The organism is Nitrososphaera viennensis EN76, from assembly GCF_000698785.1.
Classification (GTDB): domain Archaea; phylum Thermoproteota; class Nitrososphaeria; order Nitrososphaerales; family Nitrososphaeraceae; genus Nitrososphaera; species Nitrososphaera viennensis.
In genome coordinates this window covers 1,235,284-1,248,817 of record NZ_CP007536.1, presented here as the reverse complement: position 1 = coordinate 1,248,817, position 13,534 = coordinate 1,235,284, and the positions used below count along the sequence as shown (strand labels likewise).

The window sequence follows — 13,534 nt, the reverse complement described above, 5'->3', positions numbered from 1 at the left end:
TAATGACGACTGCGATGATAACTGCAACCTCGATACTTGGCAACATTTACCGCGACGCCTCGCTGAAGGAAAAATACCGCCAGATCCCGGGCGAGACGGTGAGGATAAGCCGCCTAGAATCCCAGAGGGTAAGGATGCGCAAATCTTCCGACAAGGGGACGGACATTGCAATCGTCCTCCCGCCGGGGAGCAAGCTCAGGCACGGCGATGTCGTGCTCTTGACGGCCGACAGGATGGTGGTAGTCGAGCTAGAGCCGGAAAATGTCGCGGTGGTGGAGGTCAAGGATAACCTGCATAAAGACGACCTGATAGAGGTGCCAGTGAGGATAGGCCACACAATCGGGAACCTGCACAGGCCGATCAAGCTGGAAGGCAGCAGGATCTATTTCCCCATCCAGGCCGACAGCGAGCTTGAGATGTTCCGCAAGCTTTTCGGGCATATGAACGAGCACCTGGAAATAAGGGGCGCCAGGATGGTGTTTGAGCCGGAGGAGGGGATGGACGTACATGAGCACTAGCGATAGCAGCGACATCGCAGACCTGAGCATGATGCAGCTTGCCGACTCGTTCTTTCCGACCGGGATGTACACGACCTCAAACGGGCTTGAAGCGCTCTTTTACAGCGGAAGGAAGATGAAGCCTGCAGAGCTTCGCGAGCTCATAAGGATATACATCGAGCACCAGATGGGGCCTGCAGACTGCGCGGCGCTGGGCAACGCCTACGAGTACGCGTCAAAGTCCGACGTCAAGAATGTTATCCGGGTGGACAAGATCCTGCATTCAATGAAGCTGGTCCAGGAGATAAGAAACGCCTCTGCAAGGTCCGGGACCCAGATGCTAAGGTGCACGAACTTTTTTGTGACCAAAGATAAGGTGCTCAACGAATATGCCGCGGCGATAAAGAGCGGTCAGGCTTTTGGCCCCTATCCAGTCGCGCTGGCAGTTGCGTGCAACGCGCTGTCCATCCCAAAGAGGAAGGCAGGCCTTGCCATGCTGTACTCGTTTTCGGTAGGGATGGTGGGAGCGGCCCTGCGGCTTGGCATGTTCCAGCACCTTGAAGGCCAGAAGATGATCGACGAGCTCAAGCCTGTGATAGCCAGGACCGTCGATGAAAACATAAACAGGCCGGTTGAAGGCATGTGGCAGTTTGCCCCGCAGGTCGACATAGTGCAGATGTCGCACGAAAATATGACTTCTAAAATGTTTATTACTTGATCTGGACGCACTACATTTGGGGATAGAAGAAAAACATGAGCAGCGCAACAGTCAAAAGGATTCCACGGGTGGGGATCGGAGGCCCCGTCGGATCGGGAAAAACTATGCTGATAGAGATGGTGGTGCCGATTCTAGCCTCCAAGGGGTACAAGGCTGGCATTATCTCAAACGACGTGATTTCACGCGAAGACGCGGACAGGATGAGAAAGAACCTTGCCACCCGGCAGCACTTGATTCCTGAAGAGCTGGTGATAGGGCTGGCGACAGGCGGATGCCCTCACACCGCAGTCAGGGAAGACCCGTCGATGAACATTTCAGTCGTAGAGGAAATGGAGTCCAAGCACGGCTACCTGGATCTCATACTCATCGAAAGCGGAGGCGACAACATCACCACCACCTTCAGCCCCGCCCTTGCAGACTATTTCATCTACATAATAGACGTGTCCGGCGGCGACAAGTACCCGCGAAAGCGGGGGCTTGGAATAGAGACCTGCGACCTATTGGTCATAAACAAGATCGACTTGGCTCCCCATGTCGGCGCCGACCTTGCCATAATGGAAAGAGACGCAAAGGCAATCCGGGGCGGCAAACCATACGTGTTTGTCAACTGCAGGTCCGGCCAGGGCGTCCAGCAGGTTGCAGATCACATCATCAGGGACGTCCTGTTTGAATCGCCACCAAAGGCCGCTGTTTGATGATGATAAAAAAGACGACTGTCGACGACCTGGAGTACTACATCCCGGATGCAATACCGCCTGAAGTGCAGACGTACGGTTCAAAGCTGGACCAGCTTGGCGTGGGAAATCCCGGCAAGCTTGGCGGCCTGATACTGAGGCTGGAAAGGGACAAGCACAACGGCAAGACCTCTGTAAAGGAGCAGTACTCCCGGGTTCCGCTCTACACCCAGCGCGCGCTGTACCTCGAAGAGGCGCTGCCGTCGATGGCGTACCTTTACATCATCTCGCCGTCTGGCGGGATTCTTCAGGGCGACAGGTACCGCATGGATATCACGCTCCGCAACAACGCCCTTGCGCACATTACCACGCAGGGAGCCACGCGTGTCTACAGGATGGAAAAGAATTTTGCAACGCAGATAGTGAACGTCGACGTTGGAGAAGGATGCTATTTCGAGTACATCCCGGACCAGATAATACCGTACGTCGATTCACGGTTCTACCAGGTGGCCAACCTGCGCGTCCATGACAGCGCTACCATGCTGTACTCGGAGATCATGACTCCTGGCAGGGTTGCAAGGGGCGAGTCGTTTGCGTACGACATCTGCTACATGAAGGCCCAGGCCGCAAACCAGGACGGCAACATGAGATTTGTAGACGTTGCAATCCTGGAGCCAAAAAAGCGGAGCATGAAGGCTTTTGGAGTGCTGGAAAACTATGATACCGTGGGAAGCATGTACGTGCTTGCACCGTCAAAATACGTCGCCGAACTGCATGACAAGATCAACTCGGCCTTGGCTGGCTACTCTAAGGATCTCTACGCCGGTGCAAGCATACTTCCAGACAACTCGGGAGTAATAGTCAGGATGCTTGGAGATACGGCAAACCTGCTGCGCAACGCAGTGTTTGAGGTTGTAAGGGTGGCAAGAAGGACCATACTTGACGCGCCGTTCAGCGGCATCAGAAAGGCCTAAGCTCTTATCTCCTGCCGGTGACCCAGAACTCGGTCACCTTCACCCTATGGCCTTTTTCCTGCCGGTGCGCCTCAACTTCCAACCTGTTGTCAAACACGCACTCGCAATCCTCGCACCAGGCCGTGATGCTCATCCTGCTCTTGTCAAACGCGTTCAATCTGCATGTGTACTGCCAAGAGATTACTATTAAGCATTCTTCGTCTTCATCGTCATTATCATCTGTCATCAGCAATGATAATGGAGGAGCGTATCACGCTGCCTATACCAAACTGGCTCTTGAGAAAATCCACAAGCTGGTCATAACAGCCACTACCCTCAAACACCCTTGTGACAAGCACACCGCCGCCAAACATGGTGATGCTTACAGTAATTCGATTGCGATTCAGAACCATCTGCATCGTTGTTTCGCTTTCCGTCATCGGGGTAGTCACTACCTGCGCTGGATTTATGCTGTCCGGGCAGGATCTCTTTTAGCACAGCTCAATTTTTGCGCCTTTATTTTCTGAAAGCAAAGAATGCAAAAACCACGCGTTCTGTCATCTTCCAGGCAGTTGAAAAAATATGTATTATTATTTATAACGAGCTCGGCCTTATCTGGCCGTATTGAAAGAGAGGAGGATGACATACCGCGACGCCGGCGTCGATGTCGGCAAGATCCGCACCGCGCAAAAGTCGATAGGAGACATCATTTCTGCCACGCACAAGATGATCTCCGCGGGAAAGGTGCTTTCCGGCTTTGGGCATTACGCGGGGCTTGTCAGGCTCGGCTCGCAGACGCTTGCGCTGCACTCTGATGGCGTGGGCACAAAAGTGCTTGTCGCGCAGCTCATGAACAAATTCGACACCGTTGGCATCGACTGCGTCGCAATGAACGTGAACGACATTATTTGCGTCGGTGCAAAGCCTGTGGCATTCATCGACTATATCGCGCTCAGGCAGGCGAACGAAAAACTGCTTGAGCAAATCGCACACGGGCTGGTGGAAGGCGCCAAGCAGTCGCAGATGGCAATCGTGGGAGGCGAGACTGCTGTCCTGCCTGATGTCATAGCAGGTGAGGAAAACGCGTTTGACCTTGCCGGCATGGTACTTGGGACCGTGGATGGTGGCAAGCCGCTCCTTGGTGGCGCGATAAAACCCGGCGACGTCATCCTTGGCGTAGAGAGCAGCGGGCTGCATTCAAACGGATATACCCTTGCGCGAAAAGTGTTGTTATCGAAATACTCTGTAGATGACAGCGCCGAGCATCTTGTCCAGACGGTGGGCGAAGAGCTGTTGATCCCGACGCGGATCTACGTAAAGCCGGTGATGGAGCTTTTCAAAAAGAAGATCGCGATGCACGGCCTTGCCAACATCACGGGAGGCTCGTTTACAAAATTGCCGCGCCTGAACAAAAACGTGCAGTACTGCCTTGACGGCCTGCCTGCCCCGACGGGCATATTCCTGCAGATACAGGTAGACGGCAACATCGAGACAGGCGAAATGTACCGCACGTTTAACATGGGAATAGGCTTTTGCGTCATTGCGCCAAAGGCAAGTACCGAGCAGGTCATCCGCACGTTCAAGAGATACAAGATGGGCTGCAAGGCAGTCGGCAGGATAGAGAAAGGAACAGGCGTCGTCGCAACACTGGAAGGAAAAAAGAAGCAGGCGCTCTAGAGAGCCTTGCAAAAATTAATATGCGAACAAAAGCATTTTTGAAAAATATTGCTAAGCGCGGCTGCCGACTCTGACCCGAACTACCAGCAGGCGTGCAGGACCATAGCCATGCTTGTTGTCGAAAAGCAGCAGCAGCCGCTGTCGGCAGGCGAGGTGCGCCAGATAGTCAGGGACGTCTCATCTTCTTTTCACCTGTCGACGATGCCAAAAAACGCGCACATCATCAGCTACCTGCCAAAAAACAGCAGGTACCGCAAGCTGCTGATGGTCAAGCCGGCCAAGACTGCCTCCGGCGTGGCCGTGATAGCGGTGATGCCCAAGCCGTACGAATGCCCGCACGGCAAGTGCATCTACTGCCCCGGCGGCATCGAGTTCAACACGCCGCTTTCGTACACGGGAACAGAGCCTGCCACAAGGGCCGCGCAAAAGTTCCAGTTCGACCCGTACGAGCAGGTCTCCTCAAAGATGAAACAGCTGCAGTCACGGGGCCACGACACTGGCAAGTCCGAGTTAGTCATTGTGGGCGGCACCTTTCCCTTCATGCCAGAGGATTACCAGCGCGAGTTTGCCAAGTCATGCTACGACGCGCTAAACGGCTCTAGGTCGAAAAACCTGCAGGAGGCAATGGCCGCAAACGAGCGCGCAGAGAACCGCTGCGTCGGCTTTACCGTCGAGACCAAGCCCGACTATTGCAAGGAGCCGCACGTCGACCTGATGCTGGAGCTTGGAGTCACGCGAGTGGAAATCGGCGTCCAGTCATTGCGCGACAACGTCTACAAACTTGTGAACAGGGGTCACACACTTGACGACGTCATTGATTCATTCCGCATAACCCGCGACTCGGGCTACAAGATTGTGGCGCACATGATGCCGGGGCTCCCCGGCTCTTCGCCGGAAAAAGACATTGCCGATTTCAAGAGGCTGTTCGAGGACGAGGCGTTCAAGCCGGACATGCTCAAGGTCTACCCGACGCTGGTGCTGGAGCACACCGGCCTGTACAAGCTTTACAGCAGCGGCAAGTACTGCGCATATTCTGACGACGACCTTGTTGACGTGATTGTGGAAATGAAGAAAATGGTTCCGCAGTACGTGCGCATAATGCGCGTCCAGCGCGAGATCGAGTCTGACGACATCATTGCAGGGCCAAAGAGTGGAAACCTGCGGCAAATAGTGCTTGCACGCTTGAAAAAGCAAGGCCACGACTGCACATGCATAAGGTGCCGGGAGGCTGGTCTGCAGAAACGGTATCCTGCAGAAGACGAGGTCGTGATGAAGAGGACTGATTATGCCGCGTCGGGCGGCAGGGAAATCTTCCTGTCGTACGAAAGCGCCGACGGCAAGACAATCCTCGGCTTTTTGCGCCTGAGAAAAGTAAACAGCCCGCACAGGCAAGAGCTGCAAAACGTCGCCATCGTGCGCGAACTTCATGTATATGGACAGGCGCTTGGAGTTGGCCTTGATGCCGACAGCTCGTCGTACCAGCACAGGGGCTACGGGACGAAGCTCATGCAGGAAGCCGAGAGGATTGCAAAAGACGAGCTTGGCGCAGGAAAAATCGCGGTCATCAGCGCGGTCGGGACAAGGGAATACTATAAAACACGATTAGGATACCGTCAAGACGGGCCTTACGTTTCAAAGGTGCTATGATAATAGATGAATGAAGAAGAAGATAATCATAATCAGCAGCAGATAGTGATTGGCAAGGGCACGTGGCTTGACAAGGTAGCGGACACGCTGATAAAGAGGGAAAAAAAGCTGGGCCGCAAACTCGATCTTATCCGGGTGGAAAGCGGCCTTGGAGCCTCCGGCATCCCGCACATTGGAAGCATGGGAGACGCCGTCAGGGCGTACGGGATTGCACTTGCGCTACAGAACATGGGCTACAGAGCTGAGCTGATTGCTTACTCAGACGACATGGACGGCCTGCGCAAGATACCCGCCGGCCTTCCCGACTGGCTCAAGGACCACATCGCAAGGCCAGTTTCGGAAATCCCTGATCCTTTCGGCAGCTGCCACGCGTCGTACGGCGCGCACATGAGCAGCCTTCTCCTTGACGGCCTTGACAGGGCCGGGATAAAATACCGCTTCCAGAGCGGACGTGAAGCCTACAAGTCTGGAAAACTCGTCAGCCAGATAGACAGGATACTGCAGAGCAGCGAAAAGCTGGGCAAAAAGATAGCCGAGTTTGTGGGGCAGGACAAGTACGTGAGCGTGCTCCCCTATTTTCCCGTATGTTCCAGTTGCGGCCGGCTGTACACGGCGGCCGCAGAAAAGTACCTTCCTGATGAAAAGAAAGTGACGTACACATGCAAGGGGAGCAGGATAGGCAAGAACGAGGTCCCCGGCTGCGGCCACAGGGGCGAGGCCGACATTACAAAAGGCGAGGGCAAGCTTGCGTGGAAGGTCGAGTTTGCCGCGCGCTGGCAGGCGTTTGACGTCCGCTTTGAGGCGTACGGCAAGGACATCATGGACTCGGTGCGCGTAAACGACTGGGTCTGCGACGAGATACTGGGGCACCCCCATCCGCTGCACGTGAAATACGAAATGTTCCTTGACAAGTCGGGCAAAAAGATAAGCAAGTCTGCCGGCAACGTGCTGACGCCGCAGATGTGGCTGAGGTACGGCACGCCGGAATCGATACTGCTGTTGCTGTTCAAGCGCATCGCCGGCACGCACCACGTCGGGCTTGAAGACGTGCCGGCTTTGATGGACGAGTACGACTCGTACGAGGATCTCTACTTTGGCAAGGTAAAGGAGGACAACCCTGCGAAACTGACCAAGATAAAGGGCATATACGAATACATCAACAAGCTGGACCCGCCAAAGCAGCCAGCGCCGCACGCGCTCTATCGCTTTCTTGTACAGCAGGCGTCGATATACCCAAGCGACCCGGACAGGCTTGAAAAGGTGTTTTCCCGCCTTGTAAAATATGGCATGGTCAAGGAAAAGGGCGACGCGATAATGCGCAAGATCCAACTTGCCGCAAACTGGGCGGACGACAACGCCAGCCAGCACGAAGAAAAGTTCGAGGTGCAGCTGACAGACAGCCAGAAAAAAGCAGTAACTGATCTTCTTGGCGTGCTTGGCGAGTTTGCAGGCGTGCAAGAGACGCCGGAAAACGCCAAGGCCCTCCAGTCAAGGGTGTTTGACATTGCCCGGGCAAACGGCATGGAGCCAAAAGAGCTGTTCACGCTGCTGTACAGGATGTTCCTGAACGCCGACAGGGGTCCGAGGATTGGCAACTATTTCCTCGATCTGGGTTATGAGCGCGCGTCCTCTGTGCTAAAGCGCTACCTCTAGCATGCAATTTACTTAAATAGAGTGTCAGCCAAGGTACTGCGGCGACAGCCTTGGTGAACCGCAAGTATGCAGACAAGCCGCCCATGATAGCCATTCAGGGCTCCTGCATCAACTTTGAGAAAGAGCACGCCCGGATAATGGAATTTATCGGCGGCCTGGAATGGGGCGCGCATGCAAAGGGAAACGTCGAGTGCTCGTCCGCCGGCAAGGCCCTCGGGTGGGACTTTTTCATGCTTTACTTTGAGCCGGATTTCGTCGAGGTGCTCCTTGATATCTACCCTGAAATCAACAAGCAGGAGGCAAACACCATCGAGGACTGCTTTGTGCTATGGCTTACCAAGATGATGAAGAAGAAAAAGCTGAACTATAACCTGAAGCTAAAGGACGTCCCGCACGAGCAGACGCAGGGCTTTAGGCTCAACCCCGACCACTACCGAAACGACGAGTGGATGGAAAGGTATCGCTAATCCTGCCAGTGGCAAATTTATAGCGCACCCAAGTCTTTTCCGTCGTGCAAGGGATCATCTTTGACCTTGACGGCGTGCTTGTAAATTCGATGCCGCCGCATTCGCAGGCATGGGTGCAGGCATTTCAGAATATCGCCAGCATCAGGATTGAAAAGCGCACAATATATGTCCTTGAGGGGATGCGCGGGGCAGAGCTGACAGAAAAGATACTTGCGGAGCACAATTCTGATTTGTCGCTTGTCAAGAAGATAATGGCGGAAAAAGACAGACTGTTCAAAGAAATGGAAAAGCCCAAAGCGTTCGAAGGCGTGAAGGAGATGGTTGAAAGCCTTGCATGTCCAAAGGCAGTTGTAAGTGGCTCCAACAAGCATGACGTCGAGTCGGTACTTGACGAGACCATCGGAAAAGAAAAATTCGACGCCATCATAACGGCAGACGACATAAAGAGGGGCAAGCCCGACCCGCTTGCGTTTACTACCGCGCTTTCAAGACTCCGCGTATCTGCCAAGGACGCGGTAGTCGTGGAAAACGCGCCTCTGGGCGTGCGCGCGGCAAATAACGCCGGCATATCCTGCTACGTCGTCCTGAACAACACGCCTCTTCTGCACTCTGACTTTGAAGGCATCATCGCAAAAGACAGGATCTTTGAAAAAACAAGTTCATTAAAGGGCCCGCTAAAGGAGATGTGCCTGCGACAATGAAGGTTCTCATATTTTCCCACGAGTCTGACCTTGACGGGCTCTACTCTGCCGCAATCGGCCTCATACGCTACCCGCAGGCGGCAACCGTGTTCCTCGGCTACGGCGTGGAGAACATGCAAAAGATGGGCAACTTTCTCTACTCTGCGACGCACTTTTCAAAGGAGCGCGGGCTTGTCATCGTCGCAGACCTTGGCCTGAACGACGACGCGATAGAGGCGTGCAGGCAGATATTTGCAGACGCGTCGCGCAACGGGTGGAAGCTGATGTGGGTCGACCACCACCCATGGTCGCAGGCCGCAATCGACGCGGTCAAGGACTACGCGGAGCTGGTGCATGATCCGTCGGGAGGAAAGTGCGCGGCAGACCTGATGTACGAAAGGCTGGTGCCGGAAAACGACCTTGCGAAAAAGCTGGCAAGCATGGCGCACACGATGGACTTTTTCACTAAAGACCAGTACCTCACGCCGATAACAGAGCTGATACGCTACTACCAGAATTTTCCGGACTTTTACGAGCGGCTGTCCGCGCTTGCAAAAAAGTCTGCAAAGGGCATCCTGTGGGACACGGACATGCACGAAGACTATGCCAGGTATTCCAAGCTGCGCGACGAGGCCAAGGTGCAGGCGCTCTCGACCTTGCAAGTAAGAGCTGTCGACAGCATCAAGGTGGCGTACGTCCAGTCGTCGCCGTACCTCAACAGCAGCCTCTTCTCGGAGGAGGTATTTGCCGCAACCGGCGCCGACCTTGCCATGTTCTACAGCACAAAAGGCAAGGTGAGCATACGCCGGAGCAATGAGCGCGTTTCATGCAGGCAGGTGGCCTCGTACCTCCCGGAAGGCGGCGGCCACGACTATGCGGCGGGCGCGACCTTCAAGAGCGACCCCTCTGACATTTCTGCAATTGTCGGAGAACTGGAAGCGGCCGTGGCAAAGGCCGTCGGGAAGAAGGATAAATAGTCGTCACAATCGTCCCGCCTGCTTTCAAACACTTTAAAAGTTTAGTCTGCCAATTAGCCGTCATATATGGTCCTTCTTAAAGGCAAGGTTGCTATCGTCACTGGCGCTGGAGGCGGTGTTGGGCGGGCTATAGTAAAGAGGCTAGTTTCAGAGGGCTGCAAGGTGGTCCTCATAGGGAGGAACAGGGACCGGCTTGCCAAGGCGGCGGCCGAGGCAGGCGACAAGAAAAACACGCTGACCGTTGCTGCCGACATCACAAAAGAGGCCGAAGTGCTCAGCGCAGTCGAGCAGACCATATCATCCTTTGACAGAATAGACATCCTTGTCAACAACGCGGGCAGCATAAACGACCCTGTCTGCTTCCACGAGATGACCGAGGATCAGTGGAGCGAGCTTGTCGACACGAACCTGATAGGCACGTTCCAGATGACCAAGGCAGTTATCCCTGTAATGATGAACGGCAACAAGGGCGGGAGCATCGTCAACATCTCGTCGGTGCTTGGCATACGCTCCATACCAAAGGTGCCGCTTGCGGTATATGGCGCGACCAAGGCCGGCGTAATCATGTTCACAAGGAGCATCGCAGTCGAGTACGGCCAGTACGGAATCAGGTCCAACTGCGTCGCTCCCTCTACCATCAGGAGTTCCATGATAGAGCCGTACCTGCAGGATGAAAACGCCAAAAAGGTGCTTGAATCGACGTTTCCGCTGCGCAGGATAGGCGAGCCGGAGGACGTTGCAGGCGCAGTCGCGTACCTGGCGTCGGACGAAGCAAAGTGGGTGACCGGGACGGTACTTGTAGTCGACGGCGGCGTGACCGCCCGGCAATGACAATAACAACGCAATGTAGCGTGTAGCAGTAGCCAAAAAATGAAAAATTTGTCTGTATTCACCTTACTCAGTGAATATTAGGTGCTGCTCGCAAGACACCAGTGCGCATGAAGAGCGGAATGAACGCAGCAATCTGGATGACGATAGCACCTGCCATGGTCGCACTGCTGATAGCGCCTGCAATAGCCCTGCCCTCGCCAGCCTTTGCCGCATCCTACCACGTCAGCAGCGAAGCGTCCTGCAAAGCCCTGCCACTGTCCGGAGGAAACGCAACGTGGGCTTCCTCTACACACTGGTGCACTATTCCCGCAGGATCTACACTGACCCTTTCCGGCAACTACACGCTTGCCATCGACTCTGGAGTAATGTTGATCAACGAAGGAGCAATACAGAACGGCGGTGGCGCTACGATAACCATCGCTTCGGGAGCCATGATCCACAACATCGGCACCTTTGACAACACCGGCAAGGTCGAAGGCAGCGGCATCATCCTAAATATTGGCGTCCTGAACAACGCGGCAACGATAGCACTCTCTTCCCCGGGAGGCATCGAGAACACCAAGACGGGCATCTTGGCCAACAGTGCCTTTGTCAACACCGGTTTTCTCACAAATGCCGGCACCCTGATAAACAGCGGGATAATCAACAGCAAGACCCACGTTGAAAACACCGGAACCATCATCAACAGCGGCACGATCAAGTCACCACCACCCTAGGCACGGTGACTCCCTCCTCATTTTTGCGCTATCCTAAAACAAGGATTTTGTGATAAATTCCTGGTTTTGCGATTTAGCAATGCTTATTACGTTTTGCCGACCGTTATCGAGGTATGAAGAGGCTGGACCTGATAATTCCACACGAGCGTCTCGAAGAGGTCAACGAGATCCTCCACAAGCACAAGGTGGGAGGCATGTCGTTTTACGACATCAAGGGCAGGGGCCGCGCAAAAAGAGAGCCGGTCGCAGTCGGCAGGGGGGTCATGCGCTACGTGCCCGAGTTCGGGTTCCGCACAAAAATCGAGGTGCTGGTTGCCGACAAGCTGGCAAAGCCGATAATCGACGACATAATGAAGACGATAAGCACCGGCTCGGCGTCTGACGGCAAGATATTCGTCTACGATGTGGCAGAAGCGTACGACATTGGAAGCAAAGAGGCCGGCGACGACGCGCTCTAAAAGGGGAAGAAAAGAGTTATAATCTTGCGCTCTCTAGTATGTGGCATGCAAGCAACCACTACTACTGCAATCGAAGATGGCAAGAGGACGATGCCGATCTGCTTCACCCCTGACCAGTTGAAGGTGGTCGAAGAATATGCCAAGAAAAAGGGCATGCTGAACGCAAGCCAGGCTATTGAAGAACTTCTAGCTTCCAACTAGCTCTTTTTTCTTCTTTGCTGCTAGAGAGCCGGTTCTCCGCGCTTTTTCGTCCCTACGTCGATCACGTCTTCAATGTTGGAGACGAATATCTTGCCCTCGCCCTTCAGGCCGGAACTGGTGCTTTCAAGTATCTTTTCGATTACCTTGTCCACCATCGAGTCCTTGACGACTACCATTATGGTCGAGTTGACGTTGAACTCGGGGGTGTAGGTGCCCGTTCCCCTGCCAGAGTGGATCTTGGGGCGCGGGATCTCTCCCCTGCCCTTTGACTCGAAATACGTGATGCCGCCAAGGTCGAGCTCCTTGAGAGCGGCAAAAGCCCTTTCGATGCGCGCATGAGGAACCACGGCTTCGATTTTCTTCATAATTTGGATACCAAGTCGGGGTAGGGGGTTCTTTTATTAAAATATTTTGTAGACTGCGCAATTATATTATGTCACATTGGCCGTTCATGCAATTTTTATTCCCTGCCTGCTCACGCATACTTTTTGTACCCGTTGCGCCAAGACCAGCTATATTGCTCTTTGGCAAAAGGGAGCCGGTCATGTGCGCCGTGTGCGGCAGGGAGCTGAAGCACAAATACAAACCCCGGGAAGATTGGAGGATAGAGGGCTACCTGTGCAGCGACTGCCAGATCGAAAAGACAAAAGAGTTTGCGTCGAGGCCGCAGCAACAGCAGCAACAAGAGCCTGACCGGTGCGCCATGTGCAAGGCAGAGCTTGGCGACGTGGCAGTCAAGCCGCGGTGGCAGTGGGAGATGGAGCCCGGCACCCTTTTGTGCCAGCCGTGCTTTGGCAGAAAAGAGGCCGAGTACAACAAAAGGCTGAACTTTTGCGCCACGTGCGGGGCCAAGATAGGGTTTATCCGCTACAACCCAAAACCGGCCTGGAAGATCCAGGGGCAGATGTGCCGGAAATGCTGGGACGAGAGGAACCAGAGGAAATGACGGGCCTTTTCTCTGCAAAGCACGAGTGCGACAAGTGCGGCAAAAAGTTCCGCAAGGTCGAGGAATTCATGCAGCACCAGCAGGTGGCGCACGAAAGCAAGCAGTACGTCTGCGAAAAATGCGACATGGGCTTTGACGGCATGGAGCAGATGCGCGACCACGCCAAGAAATTCCACTCGTACAACAGGATGCTTGACGACAGGAAAAAGGGGAGTAATTAGTTAGACAGCCTTTAGCTGCTTTACTATCGGCGGCCTAGCCTTGCGGAACACCCGGAACCCGCAGATGCATTTTATCTCGGGCAGGCGCGACAGCTCCTCGACTGTCACGGGCGTGCCACAGCGCATGCATTCGTAGGTTACGCTGCCAGTACCTCCTTCAGAAGAAGACATATGTGTACGCAATTGACGTTCCTTGCCCCACATTTTAAGCTTTATTG

20 protein-coding genes are annotated in these 13,534 nt (G+C 54.4%); 16 read left to right on the top strand and 4 right to left on the bottom strand.

Annotated elements, in window-relative coordinates:
* Nucleotides 1–2 precede the first annotated feature (2 nt).
* Genes NVIE_RS07145 through NVIE_RS07130 form a run of 4 tightly spaced genes read left to right on the top strand, consistent with a single transcriptional unit; the run spans nt 3 to nt 2,863 of the window.
* A complete protein-coding gene (locus NVIE_RS07145) occupies nt 3–518 on the top strand; it encodes an urease accessory protein UreE (RefSeq protein ID WP_084790682.1) in 516 nt (171 codons plus the stop codon).
* Entirely contained in the window at nt 508–1,215 is a 708-nt protein-coding gene (locus NVIE_RS07140) for an urease accessory protein UreF (protein ID WP_075054659.1), read from the top strand. Before NVIE_RS07145 ends, NVIE_RS07140 begins: the two co-directional genes overlap by 11 nt.
* A 35-nt stretch (nt 1,216–1,250) precedes the next feature.
* Nucleotides 1,251–1,910 (top strand): urease accessory protein UreG, encoded by a 660-nt coding sequence (ureG, locus tag NVIE_RS07135; RefSeq protein ID WP_075054658.1) that lies wholly within the window; start codon nt 1,251–1,253, stop codon nt 1,908–1,910.
* Nucleotides 1,910–2,863: an urease accessory protein UreD gene (locus tag NVIE_RS07130; protein WP_227717526.1), complete on the top strand. Its 954-nt coding sequence runs from the start codon at nt 1,910–1,912 to the stop codon at nt 2,861–2,863. The genes ureG and NVIE_RS07130 overlap by 1 nt, the downstream gene beginning before the upstream one ends.
* Before the next feature lie 4 nt (nt 2,864–2,867).
* On the opposite strand, the gene NVIE_RS15360 is transcribed toward NVIE_RS07130, so the two are convergent.
* Together NVIE_RS15360 and NVIE_RS07125 are read right to left on the bottom strand one after the other, a co-directional pair.
* Nucleotides 2,868–3,020 carry a hypothetical protein gene (locus NVIE_RS15360; protein ID WP_158435129.1) on the bottom strand — a complete coding sequence of 51 codons (153 nt, stop codon included), beginning with the start codon at nt 3,018–3,020 and terminating at the stop codon, nt 2,868–2,870.
* Nucleotides 3,021–3,078: 58 nt separating this feature from the next.
* Nucleotides 3,079–3,282, bottom strand: coding sequence for a hypothetical protein (locus NVIE_RS07125; RefSeq protein ID WP_075054657.1), 204 nt, complete (start codon nt 3,280–3,282; stop codon nt 3,079–3,081).
* A gap of 199 nt (nt 3,283–3,481) precedes the next feature.
* Between NVIE_RS07125 and purM the strand changes: the two genes are divergently transcribed.
* The 10 genes from purM (at nt 3,482) to NVIE_RS15715 (ending at nt 12,149) form a co-directional block, all read left to right on the top strand.
* On the top strand, nt 3,482–4,519 hold the full coding sequence (purM, locus tag NVIE_RS07120; protein ID WP_075056063.1) for a phosphoribosylformylglycinamidine cyclo-ligase: 1,038 nt from the start codon (nt 3,482–3,484) through the stop codon (nt 4,517–4,519).
* 48 nt (nt 4,520–4,567) lie between these two features.
* Entirely contained in the window at nt 4,568–6,166 is a 1,599-nt protein-coding gene (locus NVIE_RS07115) for a tRNA uridine(34) 5-carboxymethylaminomethyl modification radical SAM/GNAT enzyme Elp3 (protein ID WP_227717524.1), read from the top strand.
* Nucleotides 6,167–6,172: 6 nt separating this feature from the next.
* Nucleotides 6,173–7,819, top strand: a complete 1,647-nt coding sequence (lysS, locus tag NVIE_RS07110) for a lysine--tRNA ligase (RefSeq protein ID WP_075054656.1) — start codon at nt 6,173–6,175, stop codon at nt 7,817–7,819.
* Between the two features lie 50 nt (nt 7,820–7,869).
* Nucleotides 7,870–8,286 (top strand): hypothetical protein, encoded by a 417-nt coding sequence (locus tag NVIE_RS07105; RefSeq protein ID WP_075054655.1) that lies wholly within the window; start codon nt 7,870–7,872, stop codon nt 8,284–8,286.
* Nucleotides 8,287–8,330: 44 nt separating this feature from the next.
* The gene (locus NVIE_RS07100) at nt 8,331–8,987 is read left to right on the top strand and encodes an HAD family hydrolase (RefSeq protein WP_075054654.1); all 657 of its coding nucleotides are present in this window, start codon (nt 8,331–8,333) and stop codon (nt 8,985–8,987) included.
* Nucleotides 8,984–9,943: a DHH family phosphoesterase gene (locus tag NVIE_RS07095; protein WP_075054653.1), complete on the top strand. Its 960-nt coding sequence runs from the start codon at nt 8,984–8,986 to the stop codon at nt 9,941–9,943. Before NVIE_RS07100 ends, NVIE_RS07095 begins: the two co-directional genes overlap by 4 nt.
* 66 nt (nt 9,944–10,009) lie before the next feature.
* On the top strand, nt 10,010–10,774 hold the full coding sequence (locus NVIE_RS07090) for an SDR family NAD(P)-dependent oxidoreductase (RefSeq protein WP_075054652.1): 765 nt from the start codon (nt 10,010–10,012) through the stop codon (nt 10,772–10,774).
* Between the two features lie 107 nt (nt 10,775–10,881).
* Nucleotides 10,882–11,490 carry a hypothetical protein gene (locus tag NVIE_RS07085; RefSeq protein ID WP_075054651.1) on the top strand — a complete coding sequence of 203 codons (609 nt, stop codon included), beginning with the start codon at nt 10,882–10,884 and terminating at the stop codon, nt 11,488–11,490.
* Between the two features lie 113 nt (nt 11,491–11,603).
* Nucleotides 11,604–11,948, top strand: coding sequence for a P-II family nitrogen regulator (locus NVIE_RS07080; protein WP_075054650.1), 345 nt, complete (start codon nt 11,604–11,606; stop codon nt 11,946–11,948).
* 45 nt (nt 11,949–11,993) lie between these two features.
* A complete protein-coding gene (locus tag NVIE_RS15715; RefSeq protein WP_169736199.1) occupies nt 11,994–12,149 on the top strand; it encodes a hypothetical protein in 156 nt (51 codons plus the stop codon).
* Nucleotides 12,150–12,169: 20 nt separating this feature from the next.
* Here the strand turns inward: NVIE_RS15715 and NVIE_RS07075 are convergent, their stop codons facing one another.
* Nucleotides 12,170–12,514, bottom strand: a complete 345-nt coding sequence (locus tag NVIE_RS07075) for a P-II family nitrogen regulator (RefSeq protein ID WP_075054649.1) — start codon at nt 12,512–12,514, stop codon at nt 12,170–12,172.
* A 152-nt stretch (nt 12,515–12,666) separates the two neighbouring features.
* Between NVIE_RS07075 and NVIE_RS07070 the strand changes: the two genes are divergently transcribed.
* Nucleotides 12,667–13,095, top strand: a complete 429-nt coding sequence (locus tag NVIE_RS07070; protein ID WP_227717523.1) for a hypothetical protein — start codon at nt 12,667–12,669, stop codon at nt 13,093–13,095.
* Nucleotides 13,092–13,316 carry a C2H2-type zinc finger protein gene (locus tag NVIE_RS07065; RefSeq protein WP_075054648.1) on the top strand — a complete coding sequence of 75 codons (225 nt, stop codon included), beginning with the start codon at nt 13,092–13,094 and terminating at the stop codon, nt 13,314–13,316. Before NVIE_RS07070 ends, NVIE_RS07065 begins: the two co-directional genes overlap by 4 nt.
* On the opposite strand, the gene NVIE_RS07060 is transcribed toward NVIE_RS07065, so the two are convergent.
* A complete protein-coding gene (locus NVIE_RS07060; RefSeq protein WP_075054647.1) occupies nt 13,317–13,487 on the bottom strand; it encodes an RNA polymerase Rbp10 in 171 nt (56 codons plus the stop codon).
* Nucleotides 13,488–13,534: the final 47 nt, after the last annotated feature.

Excerpts from the sequence above, each read along its gene's own strand:
- NVIE_RS07145 (WP_084790682.1), top strand. The coding sequence starts at position 3 with ATGACGACTGCGATGATAACTGCAACCTCGATACTTGGCAACATTTAC.
- NVIE_RS07140 (WP_075054659.1), top strand. The coding sequence starts at position 508 with ATGAGCACTAGCGATAGCAGCGACATCGCAGACCTGAGCATGATGCAG.
- ureG (WP_075054658.1), top strand. The coding sequence starts at position 1,251 with ATGAGCAGCGCAACAGTCAAAAGGATTCCACGGGTGGGGATCGGAGGC.
- NVIE_RS07130 (WP_227717526.1), top strand. The coding sequence starts at position 1,910 with ATGATGATAAAAAAGACGACTGTCGACGACCTGGAGTACTACATCCCG.
- NVIE_RS07125 (WP_075054657.1), bottom strand. The coding sequence starts at position 3,282 with ATGACGGAAAGCGAAACAACGATGCAGATGGTTCTGAATCGCAATCGA.
- purM (WP_075056063.1), top strand. The coding sequence starts at position 3,482 with ATGACATACCGCGACGCCGGCGTCGATGTCGGCAAGATCCGCACCGCG.
- lysS (WP_075054656.1), top strand. The coding sequence starts at position 6,173 with ATGAATGAAGAAGAAGATAATCATAATCAGCAGCAGATAGTGATTGGC.
- NVIE_RS07095 (WP_075054653.1), top strand. The coding sequence starts at position 8,984 with ATGAAGGTTCTCATATTTTCCCACGAGTCTGACCTTGACGGGCTCTAC.
- NVIE_RS07090 (WP_075054652.1), top strand. The coding sequence starts at position 10,010 with ATGGTCCTTCTTAAAGGCAAGGTTGCTATCGTCACTGGCGCTGGAGGC.
- NVIE_RS07085 (WP_075054651.1), top strand. The coding sequence starts at position 10,882 with ATGAAGAGCGGAATGAACGCAGCAATCTGGATGACGATAGCACCTGCC.
- NVIE_RS07080 (WP_075054650.1), top strand. The coding sequence starts at position 11,604 with ATGAAGAGGCTGGACCTGATAATTCCACACGAGCGTCTCGAAGAGGTC.
- NVIE_RS15715 (WP_169736199.1), top strand. The coding sequence starts at position 11,994 with ATGCAAGCAACCACTACTACTGCAATCGAAGATGGCAAGAGGACGATG.
- NVIE_RS07075 (WP_075054649.1), bottom strand. The coding sequence starts at position 12,514 with ATGAAGAAAATCGAAGCCGTGGTTCCTCATGCGCGCATCGAAAGGGCT.
- NVIE_RS07065 (WP_075054648.1), top strand. The coding sequence starts at position 13,092 with ATGACGGGCCTTTTCTCTGCAAAGCACGAGTGCGACAAGTGCGGCAAA.
- NVIE_RS07060 (WP_075054647.1), bottom strand. The coding sequence starts at position 13,487 with ATGTCTTCTTCTGAAGGAGGTACTGGCAGCGTAACCTACGAATGCATG.